This window comes from Pseudomonas sp. DP-17, from assembly GCF_022380625.1.
Lineage (GTDB): Bacteria > Pseudomonadota > Gammaproteobacteria > Pseudomonadales > Pseudomonadaceae > Pseudomonas > Pseudomonas nitroreducens_A.
The window spans coordinates 165,765-180,837 of record NZ_JAKSXG010000004.1 but is presented as its reverse complement, the minus strand read 5'-3'; the positions used below and the strand labels follow the sequence as shown (position 1 = coordinate 180,837).

Here is a 15,073-nt window from a genome sequence, read left to right as displayed (position 1 = left end):
CGATGCGCCTGTCTCCCATCAATCAGCGCCGCTGGGCGCGCTTCAAGGCCAACAAGCGCGGCTGGTGGTCCCTCTGGCTGTTCCTCGCGCTGTTCGTCCTGAGCCTGGGCGCCGAGCTGATCGCCAACGACAAGCCGCTGGCGATCCGTTATGACGGCGAGTGGTACTTCCCGGTGGTCAAGCGCTACCCGGAAACCGTCTTTGGCGGCGAGTTCCCCATGGAGGCCAACTACAAGAGCCCGTACATGCGCGAGCAGATCGCGCAGAAGGACGGCTGGATTCTCTGGCCGCCGATCGCCTACAGCTACGACACCATCAACTACGACCTGCGGGTGCCCGCCCCCTCCGCGCCCACCGCGGAGAACTGGCTGGGCACCGACGACCAGGCGCGCGATGTCATGGCGCGGGTGATCTACGGCTTCCGTGTCTCCGTGCTGTTCGCCCTGATCCTCACCGTGCTCAGCTCCATCATCGGCGTCGCCGTGGGCGCGCTGCAGGGCTTCTACGGCGGCTGGATCGACCTGCTCGGCCAACGTTTCCTGGAAATCTGGTCGGGCCTGCCGGTGCTCTACCTGCTGATCATCCTCGCCAGCTTCGTGCAGCCGGGCTTCTGGTGGCTGCTGGGGATCATGCTGCTGTTCTCCTGGATGAGCCTGGTGGACGTGGTGCGCGCCGAGTTCCTCCGCGGCCGCAACCTGGAGTACGTGCGCGCCGCGCGCGCCCTGGGCATGCGCAACGGGGCGATCATGTTCCGCCACATCCTGCCCAACGCGATGATCTCCACCCTCACCTTCATGCCCTTCATCCTCACTGGCGCGATCGGCACCCTGACCTCCCTGGACTTCCTCGGCTTCGGCCTGCCCGCCGGCGCGCCGTCGCTGGGCGAGCTGGTCGCCCAGGGCAAGTCCAACCTGCAGGCGCCCTGGCTGGGCATCACCGCCTTCGTGGTGCTGGCCGTGATGCTGAGCCTGCTGGTGTTCATCGGCGAAGCCGCCCGCGATGCCTTCGACCCGAGGAAGTGACATGAACCAGTACGAGAACCTCATCGAAGTCCGCGATCTGTCCGTCGATTTCCGCTGCGGCGACGAACAAGTGCGTGCGGTCGAGCACATCAGCTTCGACATCCGCAAGGGCGAGACCCTGGCGCTGGTCGGCGAGAGCGGCTCCGGCAAGTCGGTCACCGCGCACTCCATCCTGCGCCTGCTGCCCTACCCCACCGCCAGCCATCCCTCCGGCAGCATCCAGTACGGCGGCAAGGACCTGCTCAAGCTGCCCGAGCGCAAGCTGCGCGGCATCCGCGGAAACCGCATCGCCATGGTGTTCCAGGAACCCATGACCTCGCTGAACCCGTTGCACACCATCGAGAAGCAGATCGGCGAAGTGCTCGCGTTGCACAAGGGCATGAGCGGCAATCAGGCCCGCGCGCGCACGCTGGAATTGCTCGACCTGGTCGGTATTCCCAATCCCGCCAGCCGCCTCAAGGCCTACCCCCACGAGCTTTCCGGCGGCCAGCGGCAGCGGGTGATGATCGCCATGGCGCTGGCCTGCGAGCCGGAGCTGCTGATCGCCGACGAACCGACCACGGCGCTCGACGTCACGGTGCAGCTGAAGATCCTCGACCTGCTGCGCGACCTGCAGCAGCGTCTGGGCATGGCCATGCTGCTGATCACCCACGACCTCAACCTGGTGCGGCGCATCGCCCATCGAGTTTGCGTAATGAAGCGCGGCTGCATCGTCGAGCAGGCCGATTGCGACACCCTCTTCGAGGCCCCGCAGCACCCCTACACGCGCGAATTGCTCGGCGCCGAACCCAGCGGTAGCCCCGCGCAGAACGAGCCCGGCGAGCCGCTGCTGGAGGTCGACGACCTGCGCGTGTGGTTCCCGATCAAGAAAGGCGTGTTCCGCAAGACCGTCGACCACGTCAAGGCGGTGGACGGCATCGACTTCAGCCTGCCGCGCGGCCAGACGTTGGGGATTGTCGGCGAGAGCGGCTCGGGCAAGTCGACCCTGGGCCTGGCCATCCTCCGGCTGATCAACAGCCGGGGCGGCATCCGCTTCGAAGGCCAGGCCATCGAAGGCATGAACCAGGCGGAAGTCAGGCCTCTGCGTCGCGAGATGCAGGTCGTCTTCCAGGACCCGTTCGGCAGCCTCAGCCCGCGCATGTCAGTGGGCCAGATCGTCGGCGAGGGCCTGGAGATCCATGGGATGGGCACCTCCGAGGAGCGCGAGCAGGCGATCATCGAGGCGCTCAAGGAAGTCGGGCTCGACCCCGGTACTCGCCACCGCTATCCCCACGAATTCTCCGGGGGGCAGCGGCAGCGCATCGCCATCGCCCGCGCGCTGGTGCTCAAGCCGGCGCTGATCCTGCTGGACGAACCGACCTCGGCGCTGGACCGCACAGTGCAGCGCCAGGTCGTCGAACTGCTGCGCGGATTGCAGGCCAAGTACAACCTGACCTACCTGTTCATCAGCCACGACCTGGCGGTGGTGAAAGCCCTCAGCCACCAACTGATGGTGATCCGCCATGGCAAGGTGGTCGAACAGGGAGCTGCAGAGGAAGTCTTCGCCGCGCCGCAACACACCTATACGCAACAACTGCTGGAAGCCGCTTTCCTGGCTCCGGCGGATGCGTAACCCAGCCTCAGCTCACAGAAGGAGAGCACATGGGTTTTCTCGCCGGTAAACGCGTACTGATAGTCGGAGTCGCCAGCAAGCTGTCCATCGCTTCCGGTATCGCTGCGGCGATGCACCGCGAAGGCGCCGCGCTCGCCTTCACCTACCAGAACGACAAGCTCAAGGGCCGCGTCGAGGAGTTCGCCGCCGGCTGGGGCTCCAGCGCCGATCTTTGCTTCCCCTGCGACGTGTCCAGCGACGAGGACATCGAGGCCGTGTTCGCCGCACTGGCGAAGCAGTGGGATGGCCTGGACTGCATCGTCCACTCGGTGGGCTTCGCGCCGGGCGACCAGCTCGACGGCGACTTCACCGAAGTCACCACCCGTGACGGCTTCCGCATCGCCCACGACATCAGCGCCTACAGCTTCATCGCCCTGGCCAAGGCCGGGCGCGGGTTGATGCAGGGCCGCAATGGCAGCCTGCTCACCCTCTCCTACCTGGGCGCCGAACGCACGATGCCCAACTACAACGTCATGGGCATGGCCAAGGCCAGCCTGGAGGCCGGCGTCCGCTACCTGGCCGGCAGCCTCGGTCCGGACGGCACCCGCGTCAACGCCATCTCCGCCGGCCCGATTCGCACCCTCGCCGCCTCGGGCATCAAGAGCTTCCGCAAGATGCTTGCCGCCAACGAACGCCAGACGCCGCTGCGGCGCAACGTGACCATCGAGGAGGTCGGCAACGCCAGTGCCTTCCTCTGCTCGGACCTGGCCAGTGGCATCAGTGGCGAGATTCTCTATGTCGACGGCGGCTTCAACACCACCGCCATGGGCCCGCTGGGCGACGACTGAGCCGCTCTCACAGACAAAGAAAAAGGCCGCATCAGCGGCCTTTTTCTTGTACCGGATAAAACGAGGGCCGCTTGCGCGGCCCCCTGTCCTTTACTTCTTGGCGTCGTCAAACTTCTCGATCTTCGCCTGATCCTGCAGATAGCGGCGGAAGGCCGAGAAATCGTCCTGGCCGCTGCGCGAGGCGAGGAAGCGCTGGTACATCGCCTTCTCCTGCTCGGTCGGCTTGGCCTCCGGCTCGCTCACACCGCTGAGCTTGACCACCACGAAGTCGCCGTTCTGCAGTGCGACACCGCCCAGGCTGGGCTTGCCGGCACCGTCCGGGCGAGCCATGCGGAACACGCTCTGCAGCACGACCGGATCGACCCCTTCCTGGCCACGGGCAGCCGCTTCCACGACTTTCCAGTCCTGGCCTTCCTGGGCCTGGGTCAGCGGGATCTTGCCATCGCGCAGCCCCGCCAGCAGCGCTTCGCCACGAGCCTTGGCATCGGTGGCGGCGTGCTCGACCTGCAGACGCTTGAGGATATCGCCACTGACCTGCTCCAGGGTTTCCTGTTGAGGCTTGTGGTGCTCCTTCACGCGCAGCACGACTACGGTGTCGGGGTCCAGTTCGATGGCGCCGCTGTTGGCGCCCTCTTCCAGCACTTCGGGGCTGAAGGCGGCCTGGATGACCTGGCGGTTGGCAGTCACACCCTCGCCACCTTCCTTGCCGAACGGCTTGCTGGTCTGCACCTTCAGGGCCATGTCCTGGGCCGGCTGGCCCAGATCGGAAGCTTCGTAGGCGGAGCTTTCCAGCTGCTTGGTGGCATCGACGAAGCGTTGTTCGACCAGCTGGGCCTTGGCTTCATGCTCAAGCTTGGCCTTCAGGCTGTCGAAGGTCGGGACTTCCGGCGCTTCGACTCCCAGCAGCTTGATCAGGTGCCAGCCGTAGGAAGTTTTCACCGGCGCGGAGACTTCGCCCTTCTTCAGCGCATACAGCGACTCTTCGAAGGCCGGGTCATACACGCCGCGACCGGCAAAGCCGAGGTCACCACCGTTGGCGGCGGAACCGGTGTCGTTGGACAGCTCCTTGGCCAGCTTGGCGAAGTCTTCACCCTTGTCCAGGCGCGCCTTGATCTCGTCGATCTTCGCCTTGGCCTGCTGGTCGTTCTGCTTGTCGTTCACCTCGATCAGGATGTGCGCGGCGTCGCGCTGCTCGGCCAGGCCGGCGATTTCCTTCTGATAGAGCGCGTCGAGGTCTTCCTTCTTCACCTCGACCTGGTCGAAGAAGGCGGACTTCTTCAGCTCGACGTAGTCGATGGTGACCTGTTCGGGTGTCATGAACTCGGCGCTATGGGCGTCATAGTAGGCCTTGATCTCGCTGTCCTCGACCTTGCTCCTGGCCGGGTCGGCCTTGAGGGTCAGGGTGGCGAAGTCGCGGGTCTGCTTCTCCAGGCGGGCGAAGGCATTGAGCTCGTCATCGGTGACGAACCCGGTACCGGCGATGCCGGCGCGCAGCTGACCAATGAGCATTTCCTCGCCGAACATGCGGCGGAACTGCATGCGGTCATAGCCCATCTGGCGGATGACCTGGTCGAAGCGCTCAGCACTGAACTTGCCGTCCACCTGGAATTCAGGGGTTGACAGGATCAGTTGGTCCAGCGCCTGCTGGGAGAAGGCGAACTTGTCGTTCTGGGCGGCTTGCAGGACCAGCTTGCGCTCGATGAGCGATTTCAGCGCGGCGTCCTTGAGCAGCTTGTCGTCGAGCATGGACGAATCGAAGTCCTTGCCCAGACGCTGCATCAGCTGGCGACGCTGCATGTCCGCAGCCTGCTGCAGCTCCGGCAGACCAATGTCTTCACCGTTGACCTGAGCAGCGACGTTCTCGTGGTGGGTTGCGCGAATGATCTGATCGAACCCGGTCAAAGCCATGAGGACAACGATCACGCCCAGGATGGTCTTGGTGATCCAGCCTTGGGAATTGTCCCTGATGTTTTGCAGCATGCGGCCCCCGACGCGGCCACGGCCCACCGTCAATGGCGGCGCGGCGTGGAAAAAAGGCGGATATAAGAAAGGCGCATCCGAGGATGCGCCTTCTCGTAACTGGTGGAGCTTGCGGGCTTTGAGCCCGTGACCCCTGATGATTCCAACCGACCTACGCCAGCCGGGTCACCGCTCCGTGACCGGCCCAACCGAGGTTGAACCGGTCCAGGTCAAGTCCAAAAAGACGCTTAGTTGACAGCGTCCTTGAGAGCTTTACCGGCCTTAAAGCCCGGGATCTTAGCAGCAGCAATCTTGATCGGCTTGCCGGTTTGCGGGTTGCGACCGGTGCGAGCAGCGCGCTCTTTGACAGCGAAGGTGCCGAAGCCTACCAGTACGACGGAGTCACCAGCCTTCAGGGCGCCAGTTACGGACTCGATCACCGCGTCCAGAGCGCGACCGGCAACAGCTTTCGGGATATCAGCAGATGCGGCGATAGCATCGATCAGTTCCGACTTGTTCACTCTAAGTCCCCTTATTTCTGTTGAGTATGTTTCTATGTGTTAGGTGTAAGCAAAAGCAGGTGCTGGTTTGCCAACTGACAAAGCAAGTGCCGCTTTATAACAAGGGCTCAAAAACAGTGTCAAGAAAGCCCCCCAACTAATGCGTGCTGATTCGCTCCTTGGAATCAGACTCGCGCTTCTCATCCTTTGCAACCATCTCGGGAGCCGCATCGGGCAAGGGCTCCGGGGCGTATTGCAGCGCAATTTGCAGGACTTCGTCAATCCATTTAACCGGTTTAATAACGAGATCAGCCTTAATATTATCCGGAATTTCCCTAAGGTCTCGTACATTTTCCTCGGGAATGATCACAGTCTTGATTCCACCCCGGTGCGCAGCCAGAAGTTTTTCCTTCAGGCCACCAATGGCCAGCACTTGACCACGCAGGGTGATCTCGCCGGTCATGGCAACGTCCGCCCGGACCGGGATCTGGGTAATCGCCGAGACCAGCGCAGTGCACATGCCGATACCCGCGCTAGGGCCGTCCTTGGGCGTGGCGCCCTCGGGCACGTGGATGTGGATATCGTGCTTCTCGTGGAAGTCCGGGGCGATGCCCAGGCTCTTCGAACGACTACGAACCACGGTCAGCGCAGCAGTGATGGACTCCGCCATGACGTCACCCAGCGAGCCGGTCTTGGTCAGTGCGCCCTTGCCGGGAACCATGGCCGATTCAATGGTCAGCAACTCGCCGCCCACCTGGGTCCAGGCGAGGCCGGTGACCTGGCCGATCTGGTCCTGCTGCTCGGCCAGGCCGTAGCGGAACTTGCGCACGCCCAGGTAGTTTTCCAGCGAATCCGGAGTCACCACCGCTTCGATGCGCTTGGCCTTGCCGCCATCCTTGACCGCCTTGCGGCAGACCTTGGCGATCTGGCGCTCGAGGCTGCGCACACCGGCTTCACGGGTGTAATAACGGATGATGTCACGGGTAGCCGCTTCTTCGAAGACCACCTCGCCCTTCTTGAGACCATTGGCCGCAGTCTGTTTCGGCACAAGATATTTCGAGGCGATGTTGATCTTCTCGTCCTCGGTGTAACCCGGAAGGCGGATGACTTCCATGCGGTCCAGCAACGCTGCCGGAATGTTCATGGAGTTCGCCGTGCAGAGGAACATCACGTCGGAGAGGTCGTAGTCGACTTCGAGATAGTGGTCGTTGAAATTGTGGTTCTGCTCCGGATCGAGCACTTCCAGCAGCGCCGACGCGGGGTCGCCGCGCATGTCGCTGCCCATCTTGTCGATCTCGTCGAGCAGGAACAGCGGGTTGCGCACGCCGACCTTGGTCATCTTCTGAATCAGACGGCCGGGCATGGAACCGATGTAGGTACGACGGTGACCACGAATCTCCGCCTCGTCACGCACGCCGCCCAGGGCCATGCGCACGAACTTGCGGTTGGTTGCGCGGGCGATGGACTCGGCCAGCGAGGTCTTGCCGACACCGGGCGGGCCGACCAGGCAAAGCACCGGGCCCTTGAGCTTCTTCACGCGCTTCTGCACGGCGAGGTACTCAAGGATGCGCTCCTTGACCTCTTCCAGACCGTAATGGTCGGCATCGAGGATATCCTCGGCCTTGTCCAGATCGTGGCGCACCTTGCTTTCGGCTTTCCACGGCACATTGACCAGCCAATCGATGTAGGAACGCACCACGGTCGCCTCGGCGGACATCGGCGACATCTGCTTGAGCTTGTTCAACTCGGCAGTAGCCTTGGCCATGGCTTCCTTGGTGAGGCCGGCAGCGTCGATGCGCTTCTTCAGCTCTTCGACTTCGTTGTGACCTTCATCGATGTCACCCAGCTCTTTCTGGATGGCCTTCATCTGCTCGTTCAGGTAGTACTCGCGCTGGCTGCGCTCCATCTGCTTCTTCACGCGGCCGCGGATGCGCTTCTCGACCTGCAGCAGATCGATCTCGGCATCCAGCATCGCCAGCACGTGTTCGACACGGGCAGACAGCTCGGTGATCTCGAGGATTTCCTGCTTCTGCTCGATCTTCAGCGCCATGTGGGCGGCCATGGTATCCACCAGGCGGCCGGGCTCGTCGATGCTGTTGAGTGAGGACAGGACCTCAGCCGGGACTTTCTTGCCCAGCTGGACGTACTGCTCGAACTGGCTGAGCAGGCTACGGGTGAAGACTTCGGATTCGCGCTCGCCGACGGAGACCTCGTCAATGATCGACACTTCGGCGCGGCAATAGGCTTCCTCATCGATAAAGCGCTCAACCTGGCCGCGCTGCTCGCCTTCGACCAGCACCTTGACGGTGCCGTCGGGCAGTTTCAGCAGCTGCAGGACGGTGGCCACGGTACCCATGCGGTACAGGCCGTCGGCGCCCGGATCGTCGTCGGCCGGGTTCTTCTGCGCCAGCAACAGGATCTGCTTGTCGCTGGTCATGGCGGCCTCGAGGGCCTCGATGGATTTCTCACGCCCCACGAAAAGCGGGATGACCATGTGCGGATAGACCACTACGTCACGCAGGGGGAGCAGGGGCAACTCGACGAGTGTTTTCATGATATTCGGCTCTACAGCGGCACTTGGCCTAAACGATGGGATTGGACCCTTCGGGCTAAGATGGGGTTAGGACTGGGAAAAAACAAGCGCGGTAGATGGGAAGAAAAAAGGGGCCCTAGGGCCCCTTCTGGTTTCAGGCGTCAGGTGCAGCCTTGGCCGGCTGCTCGCTGTTCTCGTAGATCAGCAGCGGCTGGGAGGAGCCCTCGATGACGCTTTCGTCGATCACCACCTTGCTGACGTCGTTCTGCGAGGGGATTTCGTACATGGTATCGAGCAGGATGCCTTCGAGGATCGAACGCAGGCCACGGGCGCCGGTCTTGCGCTCCAGGGCGCGACGAGCGACGGCCTTGAGCGCGTCCGGGCGGAACTCGAGGTCTACACCTTCCATTTCGAAGAGCTTGGCGTACTGCTTGGTGAGCGCGTTCTTCGGCTCGGTCAGAATCTGCATCAGCGCAGGTTCGTCCAGCTCGTCAAGGGTCGCGATGATCGGCAGGCGGCCGACGAACTCGGGGATCAGGCCGAATTTCACCAGATCTTCCGGCTCGACCTCACGCAGCGCCTCGCCCACTTTCTTGCCCGCTTCCTGGCTGCGAACTTCGGCGTTGAAGCCGATGCCGCCCTTGGTGGAGCGGTTCTGGATGACCTTTTCCAGGCCAGCGAACGCGCCACCGCAGATGAACAGGATGTTGCGGGTGTCGACCTGCAGGAATTCCTGCTGCGGGTGCTTGCGGCCGCCCTGGGGCGGTACGGAAGCCACCGTGCCTTCGATCAGCTTCAGCAGGGCCTGCTGAACGCCTTCGCCGGACACGTCGCGGGTGATCGACGGGTTGTCGGATTTGCGCGAGATCTTGTCGATTTCGTCGATGTAGACGATGCCCATCTGAGCCTTCTCGACATCGTAGTCGCACTTCTGCAGCAGCTTCTGGATGATGTTCTCGACATCCTCGCCCACGTAGCCAGCCTCGGTGAGGGTGGTGGCATCGGCGATGGTGAAGGGAACATTGAGCAGACGCGCCAGGGTCTCGGCGAGCAGGGTCTTGCCCGAGCCGGTCGGCCCGATCAGCAGGATGTTGCTCTTGCCGAGTTCGACGTCGTCCTTGCGCTCACGCTGGTTCAGGCGCTTGTAGTGGTTGTACACCGCTACAGCGAGCGTTTTCTTGGCACGTTCCTGGCCGATCACGTACTGATCGAGGATGGTGCGGATCTCTTTCGGCGCCGGTAGCTTGTGCGCACTGCTCTCCGCCTGTGCTTCCTGCACCTCCTCGCGGATGATGTCGTTGCACAGGTCGACGCACTCGTCGCAGATAAAGACCGAGGGGCCGGCAATCAACTTGCGCACTTCGTGCTGGCTCTTGCCGCAGAAGGAGCAATACAGCAGCTTGCCGTTGTCCTCGCCGTTGCGGGTGTCAGTCATTCGATCGTTCCAATCGGGGATATACGTGAAGGACAAGATGAAGGCATTCGCAGGCATTTTCAAGCCCGCGAAGCGGCCGGATCACCGGCCGCGGTATTGCGGAGAGACTCAGCTCGCAGCAGGACGCTGAGTGAAGACCTGGTCGATCAGACCGTATTTGACGGCCTCTTCGCCGCTCATGAAGCGGTCACGGTCGGTATCGCGGGCGATGATGTCCAGCGGCTGGCCGGTATGGTGCGCCAGCACCTGGTTCAGGCGCTCCTTGATGAAGAGGATTTCCTTGGCGTGGATCTCGATATCCGAGGCCTGGCCTTGGAAGCCGCCCAGCGGCTGGTGGATCATCATCCGCGAGTGCGGCAGGCAATAGCGCTTGCCCGCGGCGCCGCCAGCCAGCAACAAGGCGCCCATGCTGCACGCCTGGCCCACGCAGATGGTGGACACGTCGGGCTTGATGAACTGCATGGTGTCGTAGATCGACATGCCAGCGGTCACCGAACCACCCGGGGAGTTGATGTAGAGGTGGATATCCTTGTCCGGGTTCTCGGCTTCGAGGAACAGCAACTGGGCAACCACGAGGTTGGCCATGTAGTCCTCGACCTGGCCGACCAGGAAGATGATCCGCTCCTTGAGCAGGCGCGAATAGATGTCGTAGGAACGCTCACCGCGGGCGGACTGCTCCACCACCATCGGCACCAGACCACCAGCGGCCTGAATGTTCGGAACTTGCGGCATATAAGGATTATGCATGTCCGACGATCACTCCCTAATAAAAAGTCATGTCTCTATAGACGCACAAGCCAGCCCGAAGGCTGGCTTGTGACAATCGAACGAAGCGCTGGATCAGGCCGCTTGCGGAGCTTCTGCAGGCTTGACCGCTTCTTCGTAGGATACCTGCTTGTCGGTCACATTGGCCTTCTGCAGGACAGTATCTACAACTTGTTCTTCCAGTACAACCGAACGAACTTCGTTCAGTTGCTGGTCGTTCTTGTAGTACCAGGAAACAACTTGTTCCGGCTCCTGATAAGCGGAAGCCATCTCTTCGATCATTTCGCGAACGCGGGCTTCGTCAGCCTTCAGCTCATGCTGCTTGACCAGCTCGGCGACGATCAGACCCAGTACCACGCGACGCTTGGCTTGTTCTTCGAACAGCTCGGCCGGCAGTTGGTCGGGCTTGATGTTGCCACCGAACTGCTGAACAGCCTGAACGCGCAGACGATTGACTTCATTGCCGATCAGGGCTTTCGGAACTTCGATCGGGTTGGTCTCGACCAGACCTTCCATCACCTGGTTCTTCACCTTGGACTTGATGGCCTGACGCAGCTCACGCTCCATGTTCTTGCGAACTTCGGTGCGGAAGCCTTCCAGGGTGCTTTCCTTCACGCCGAACAGAGCGAAGAACTCTTCGTTCAGTTCCGGCAGCTTCGGCTCGGCGACGCTGTTGACGGTAGCGGTGAACTCGGCGGCTTTGCCGGCCAGGTCCAGATTCTGGTAGTCCTCGGGGAAGGTCACGTTCAGCACGCGCTCTTCACCGGCCTTGGCGCCAACCAGGCCTTCTTCGAAGCCCGGGATCATGCGACCGGAGCCCAGCACCAGCAGGGTGCCCTTGGCGGAACCGCCAGCGAAGGCTTCGCCGTCGATCTTGCCAACGAAGTCGATGTTCACCTGATCGTCGTTCTGAGCGGCGCGATCAACGGCTTCGAAGCGGGTGTTCTGCTTGCGCAGGATTTCCAGCATGTTGTCGAGATCGGCGTCAGCCACGTCGGCCTGCAGGCGCTCGACCTTGATGCCGTCGAAACCGGCAACCTTGAATTCCGGGAAGACTTCGAAGGTAGCGATGTACTCGAGGCCCTTCTCTTTCTCGAACACTTTCGGCTCGACAGAAGGAGCACCCGCCGGGTTCAGCTTCTGCTCGACCACGGCTTCGTAGAAGGTTTCCTGGATCAGGTCACCGAGGGCTTCCTGACGAGCGGCGGCTTCGTAGCGCTGACGGATCACGCTCATCGGCACCTTGCCGGGACGGAAGCCAGGAACCTTGGCGCGACGAGCGGTCTGCTGCAGACGCTTGTTGACTTCGGTCTCGATACGCTCGGCCGGCACGCCAACAGTCATGCGGCGCTCAAGAGCGGAGGTGCTTTCAACGGAAACTTGCATGGATATTCCTCGTGGCACAGACGTAAGCCGGTCCTTCCGGCTCCCAGAATCAAGGGCGAGCATTCTAGTAGCTAGAAATGCAGAAGTCACCCTGAGTGGAAGCTGCAGAAATTCACGGATGCGAGAGCTTATGGAAAGAAGATGGTGCGGACGGAGAGACTCGAACTCTCACAGCTTGCGCCACCGGAACCTAAATCCGGCGTGTCTACCAATTTCACCACGTCCGCAGGGTACCGCAGAAACGAAAACGCCAGGCTCTGGGCCTGGCGCTTCGGAATATGGGGTGGACGATGGGAATCGAACCCACGACACCAGGAGCCACAATCCTGTGCTCTACCAACTGAGCTACGCCCACCATATTACACTTGCTTGTACCGAACGCCACTTGGCGCACCCGGCAGGACTCGAACCTGCGACCATCCGCTTAGAAGGCGGATGCTCTATCCAGCTGAGCTACGGGCGCTTTAGTGGCTGCAACCCTTGCTAAGCAGACCCAGTGGAAACCACCGAATCGGTTGGCACCGCCTCTTTCGTGTTTCAGGCTGTGCTCGGCAAGCGGGGCGCATGTTATCGATGAGGCCATACCCCGTCAACAACTTTTTTAAAAAAAATTCAAAGAGATAAAGGAGTTACGCCAAATCGGGGACTCCCGCCTTTGCCTTATGGAGGCAGCGTGCGAAAATGCGCGCCTTCTTTTCACCCGCCTTAATGGTTATCCCCCCGACATGACTGCAAAACTGATCGACGGCAAAGCGATCGCCGCCAGCCTCCGCCAGCAGATTGGCCAACGCGTCGACGAACGCCGCCAGCAAGGACTGCGCATCCCCGGCCTGGCTGTGATCCTGGTCGGTAGCGACCCCGCCTCTCAGGTCTATGTCGCGCACAAGCGCAAGGACTGCGAAGAGGTCGGCTTCCTTTCCCAGGCGTACGACCTCCCTGCCAGCACCACACAGCAAGAGCTGCTGGCGTTGATCGACCGCCTGAACGCCGACCCGGCCATCGACGGTATCCTCGTGCAACTGCCCCTCCCTGCCCATCTCGACGCCTCCCAGTTGTTGGAACGCATCAGCCCGGACAAGGATGTGGACGGCTTCCACCCATTCAACATCGGCCGCCTGGCCCAGCGCATCCCGCTGCTGCGCCCCTGCACCCCGAAAGGCATCATGACCCTGCTGCAAAGCACCGGCGTCGACCTTTACGGCATGGACGCAGTGGTCGTGGGCGCGTCGAACATCGTCGGCCGCCCCATGGCACTGGAACTGCTGCTGGGTGGCTGCACCGTCACCGTGACCCACCGCTTCACCCGTGACCTGGCCGAGCACGTACGCCGCGCCGATCTGGTGGTCGTGGCCGCCGGTAAGCCGGGCCTGGTCAAGGGCGAGTGGATCAAGGAGGGCGCCATCGTCATCGACGTGGGCATCAACCGCCAGGAAGACGGCAAGCTGGTGGGCGACGTGGAATATGACGTGGCCGCCGAGCGCGCCAGCTGGATCACACCGGTGCCGGGCGGTGTCGGCCCGATGACCCGCGCCTGCCTGCTGGAAAACACCCTCTACGCCGCCGAACACCTGCATACCTGACAGGTTTCGACGAGCATGAAAAAGGCCGCTGATCAGCGGCCTTTTTCATTTTCAAGGAGCTATTACTCGGCGAGACGCCAGGTAGTACCGCCCTTGCCATCTTCCAGCACCACGCCCAGAGCGGTCAGCTCATCGCGGATACGGTCGGATTCGGCCCAGTTCTTCGCCGCGCGGGCATCCAGGCGAGCCTGGATCAACGCCTCGACCTGTTCCGCGTCGACCTTGCCAGCCGCGCCAGCCTGGAGGAACTCGTCGGCATCCAGCTGCAGCACGCCCAATAGAGCGCCCAGTTCACGCACCTGCGCAGCCAGTGCCGCAGCAGCCGCCGGATCACTCTCGCGCAGGCGGTTGACCTCGCGGACCATCTCGAACAGCACGGCAACCGCTTCCGGCGTACCGAAGTCGTCGTCCATCGCGGCGCCAAAGCGCGCGACGAACTCCTCGCCCCCCTCGGCCACCACCCGCGGCAGACCGCGCAGCGCGGTGTAGAAACGCTCCAGCGCGCCCTTGGCTTCCTTCAGGTTGTCTTCGGAGTAGTTGATCGGGCTGCGGTAGTGACTGGAGACCAGCAGGAAGCGCACGACTTCCGGGTGGTACTTCTCCAGCACCTCACGGATGGTGAAGAAGTTGCCCAGGGACTTGGACATCTTCTCGCCATCCACGCGCACGGCGCCGGCGTGCATCCAGCTGGCCGCGTAGAGCTTGCCGGTGGCCGCCTCGCTCTGGGCGATCTCGTTCTCGTGATGCGGGAACACCAGGTCGGGACCGCCGCCGTGGATATCGAAGGTCTCGCCCAGGCAGCAGGTGGACATCACCGAGCACTCGATGTGCCAGCCGGGACGCCCGGCGCCCCAGGGCGACTCCCAGCTCGGCTCGCCCGGCTTGGCGCCTTTCCAGAGCACGAAGTCCAGCGGGTCTTCCTTGGATTCGTCGACCTCGATCCGCGCACCGATGCGCAGGTCCTCGATCTTCTTGCGCGACAGCTTGCCGTAGCCGGCAAACTTGCCGACCCGGTAATAGACGTCGCCGTTGCCCGGAGCGTAGGCGTAACCCTTGTCGATCAGCGTCTGGATCATCTCGTGCATGCCGGCAATGTGGCCGGTGGCGCGCGGCTCGATGTCCGGACGCAGGACCGACAGGCGCGCCTCGTCCTCATGCATCGCGGCGATCATGCGGGCGGTCAGGTCTTCGAACGATTCGCCGTTCTCCTGGGCGCGACGGATGATCTTGTCGTCGATATCGGTGATGTTGCGCACGTAGGTCAGGTCATAGCCGCGATGGCGCAGCCAGCGGGCGATCACGTCGAACGCCACCATCACGCGGGCATGGCCGATGTGGCAGAAGTCGTAGACGGTCATGCCGCACACGTACATGCGCACCTGGTTGCTGACCAGCGGCTTGAAGACGTCCTTGGTCTTGGACAGCGTGCTGTAGATCTGCAAGTCAGCCATGCC

11 protein-coding genes and 3 tRNA genes are annotated in these 15,073 nt (G+C 62.4%); 4 read left to right on the top strand and 10 right to left on the bottom strand.

Annotation, left to right across the window (positions count from 1 at the left end):
• The first annotated feature begins 2 nt into the window (after positions 1-2).
• From MJ122_RS10220 to fabI, 3 genes are read left to right on the top strand one after another with little or no spacing between them, the layout of a single operon-like run.
• On the top strand, positions 3-1,022 hold the full coding sequence (locus MJ122_RS10220) for an ABC transporter permease (protein WP_239744077.1): 1,020 nt from the start codon (positions 3-5) through the stop codon (positions 1,020-1,022).
• A gap of 1 nt (position 1,023) precedes the next feature.
• Entirely contained in the window at positions 1,024-2,634 is a 1,611-nt protein-coding gene (locus MJ122_RS10215) for an ABC transporter ATP-binding protein (protein WP_239744076.1), read from the top strand.
• Between the two features lie 29 nt (positions 2,635-2,663).
• On the top strand, positions 2,664-3,461 hold the full coding sequence (fabI, locus tag MJ122_RS10210; RefSeq protein ID WP_239744075.1) for an enoyl-ACP reductase FabI: 798 nt from the start codon (positions 2,664-2,666) through the stop codon (positions 3,459-3,461).
• Positions 3,462-3,551: 90 nt separating this feature from the next.
• Here the strand turns inward: fabI and MJ122_RS10205 are convergent, their stop codons facing one another.
• From MJ122_RS10205 to MJ122_RS10165, 9 genes are all read right to left on the bottom strand, one after another.
• On the bottom strand, positions 3,552-5,441 hold the full coding sequence (locus MJ122_RS10205) for a SurA N-terminal domain-containing protein (RefSeq protein WP_239744074.1): 1,890 nt from the start codon (positions 5,439-5,441) through the stop codon (positions 3,552-3,554).
• 227 nt (positions 5,442-5,668) lie between these two features.
• Positions 5,669-5,941 (bottom strand): nucleoid-associated protein HU-beta, encoded by a 273-nt coding sequence (gene hupB, locus MJ122_RS10200; RefSeq protein ID WP_003087931.1) that lies wholly within the window; start codon positions 5,939-5,941, stop codon positions 5,669-5,671.
• Between the two features lie 136 nt (positions 5,942-6,077).
• The gene (gene lon, locus MJ122_RS10195) at positions 6,078-8,474 is read right to left on the bottom strand and encodes an endopeptidase La (protein ID WP_239744073.1); all 2,397 of its coding nucleotides are present in this window, start codon (positions 8,472-8,474) and stop codon (positions 6,078-6,080) included.
• Between the two features lie 133 nt (positions 8,475-8,607).
• Complete coding sequence (clpX, locus tag MJ122_RS10190) at positions 8,608-9,888, bottom strand: ATP-dependent Clp protease ATP-binding subunit ClpX (RefSeq protein ID WP_017519553.1); 1,281 nt, start codon at positions 9,886-9,888, stop codon at positions 8,608-8,610.
• A 108-nt stretch (positions 9,889-9,996) separates the two neighbouring features.
• Complete coding sequence (gene clpP / locus MJ122_RS10185) at positions 9,997-10,635, bottom strand: ATP-dependent Clp endopeptidase proteolytic subunit ClpP (RefSeq protein WP_037006195.1); 639 nt, start codon at positions 10,633-10,635, stop codon at positions 9,997-9,999.
• A 93-nt stretch (positions 10,636-10,728) separates the two neighbouring features.
• Complete coding sequence (tig, locus tag MJ122_RS10180) at positions 10,729-12,039, bottom strand: trigger factor (protein WP_239744072.1); 1,311 nt, start codon at positions 12,037-12,039, stop codon at positions 10,729-10,731.
• A 142-nt stretch (positions 12,040-12,181) separates the two neighbouring features.
• Positions 12,182-12,266: transfer RNA gene (locus tag MJ122_RS10175), tRNA-Leu, on the bottom strand.
• A 52-nt stretch (positions 12,267-12,318) separates the two neighbouring features.
• Positions 12,319-12,394 (bottom strand) — tRNA-His (locus MJ122_RS10170).
• Positions 12,395-12,425: 31 nt separating this feature from the next.
• Positions 12,426-12,502, bottom strand: a tRNA-Arg gene (locus MJ122_RS10165).
• 262 nt (positions 12,503-12,764) lie between these two features.
• On the opposite strand from MJ122_RS10165, the gene folD reads away from it, so the two are divergent.
• Complete coding sequence (folD, locus tag MJ122_RS10160; protein ID WP_239744071.1) at positions 12,765-13,619, top strand: bifunctional methylenetetrahydrofolate dehydrogenase/methenyltetrahydrofolate cyclohydrolase FolD; 855 nt, start codon at positions 12,765-12,767, stop codon at positions 13,617-13,619.
• A 62-nt stretch (positions 13,620-13,681) separates the two neighbouring features.
• Here folD and cysS read toward each other — a convergent pair whose 3' ends face one another.
• Positions 13,682-15,070: a cysteine--tRNA ligase gene (cysS, locus tag MJ122_RS10155; RefSeq protein WP_239744070.1), complete on the bottom strand. Its 1,389-nt coding sequence runs from the start codon at positions 15,068-15,070 to the stop codon at positions 13,682-13,684.
• Positions 15,071-15,073: the final 3 nt, after the last annotated feature.

Bases quoted from the DNA above. Each gene is read 5' to 3' on its own strand.
- MJ122_RS10220 (WP_239744077.1), top strand. From the start codon at position 3: ATGCGCCTGTCTCCCATCAATCAGCGCCGCTGGGCGCGCTTCAAGGCC.
- MJ122_RS10215 (WP_239744076.1), top strand. From the start codon at position 1,024: ATGAACCAGTACGAGAACCTCATCGAAGTCCGCGATCTGTCCGTCGAT.
- fabI (WP_239744075.1), top strand. From the start codon at position 2,664: ATGGGTTTTCTCGCCGGTAAACGCGTACTGATAGTCGGAGTCGCCAGC.
- MJ122_RS10205 (WP_239744074.1), bottom strand. From the start codon at position 5,441: ATGCTGCAAAACATCAGGGACAATTCCCAAGGCTGGATCACCAAGACC.
- lon (WP_239744073.1), bottom strand. From the start codon at position 8,474: ATGAAAACACTCGTCGAGTTGCCCCTGCTCCCCCTGCGTGACGTAGTG.
- clpX (WP_017519553.1), bottom strand. From the start codon at position 9,888: ATGACTGACACCCGCAACGGCGAGGACAACGGCAAGCTGCTGTATTGC.
- clpP (WP_037006195.1), bottom strand. From the start codon at position 10,635: ATGCATAATCCTTATATGCCGCAAGTTCCGAACATTCAGGCCGCTGGT.
- tig (WP_239744072.1), bottom strand. From the start codon at position 12,039: ATGCAAGTTTCCGTTGAAAGCACCTCCGCTCTTGAGCGCCGCATGACT.
- folD (WP_239744071.1), top strand. From the start codon at position 12,765: ATGACTGCAAAACTGATCGACGGCAAAGCGATCGCCGCCAGCCTCCGC.
- cysS (WP_239744070.1), bottom strand. From the start codon at position 15,070: ATGGCTGACTTGCAGATCTACAGCACGCTGTCCAAGACCAAGGACGTC.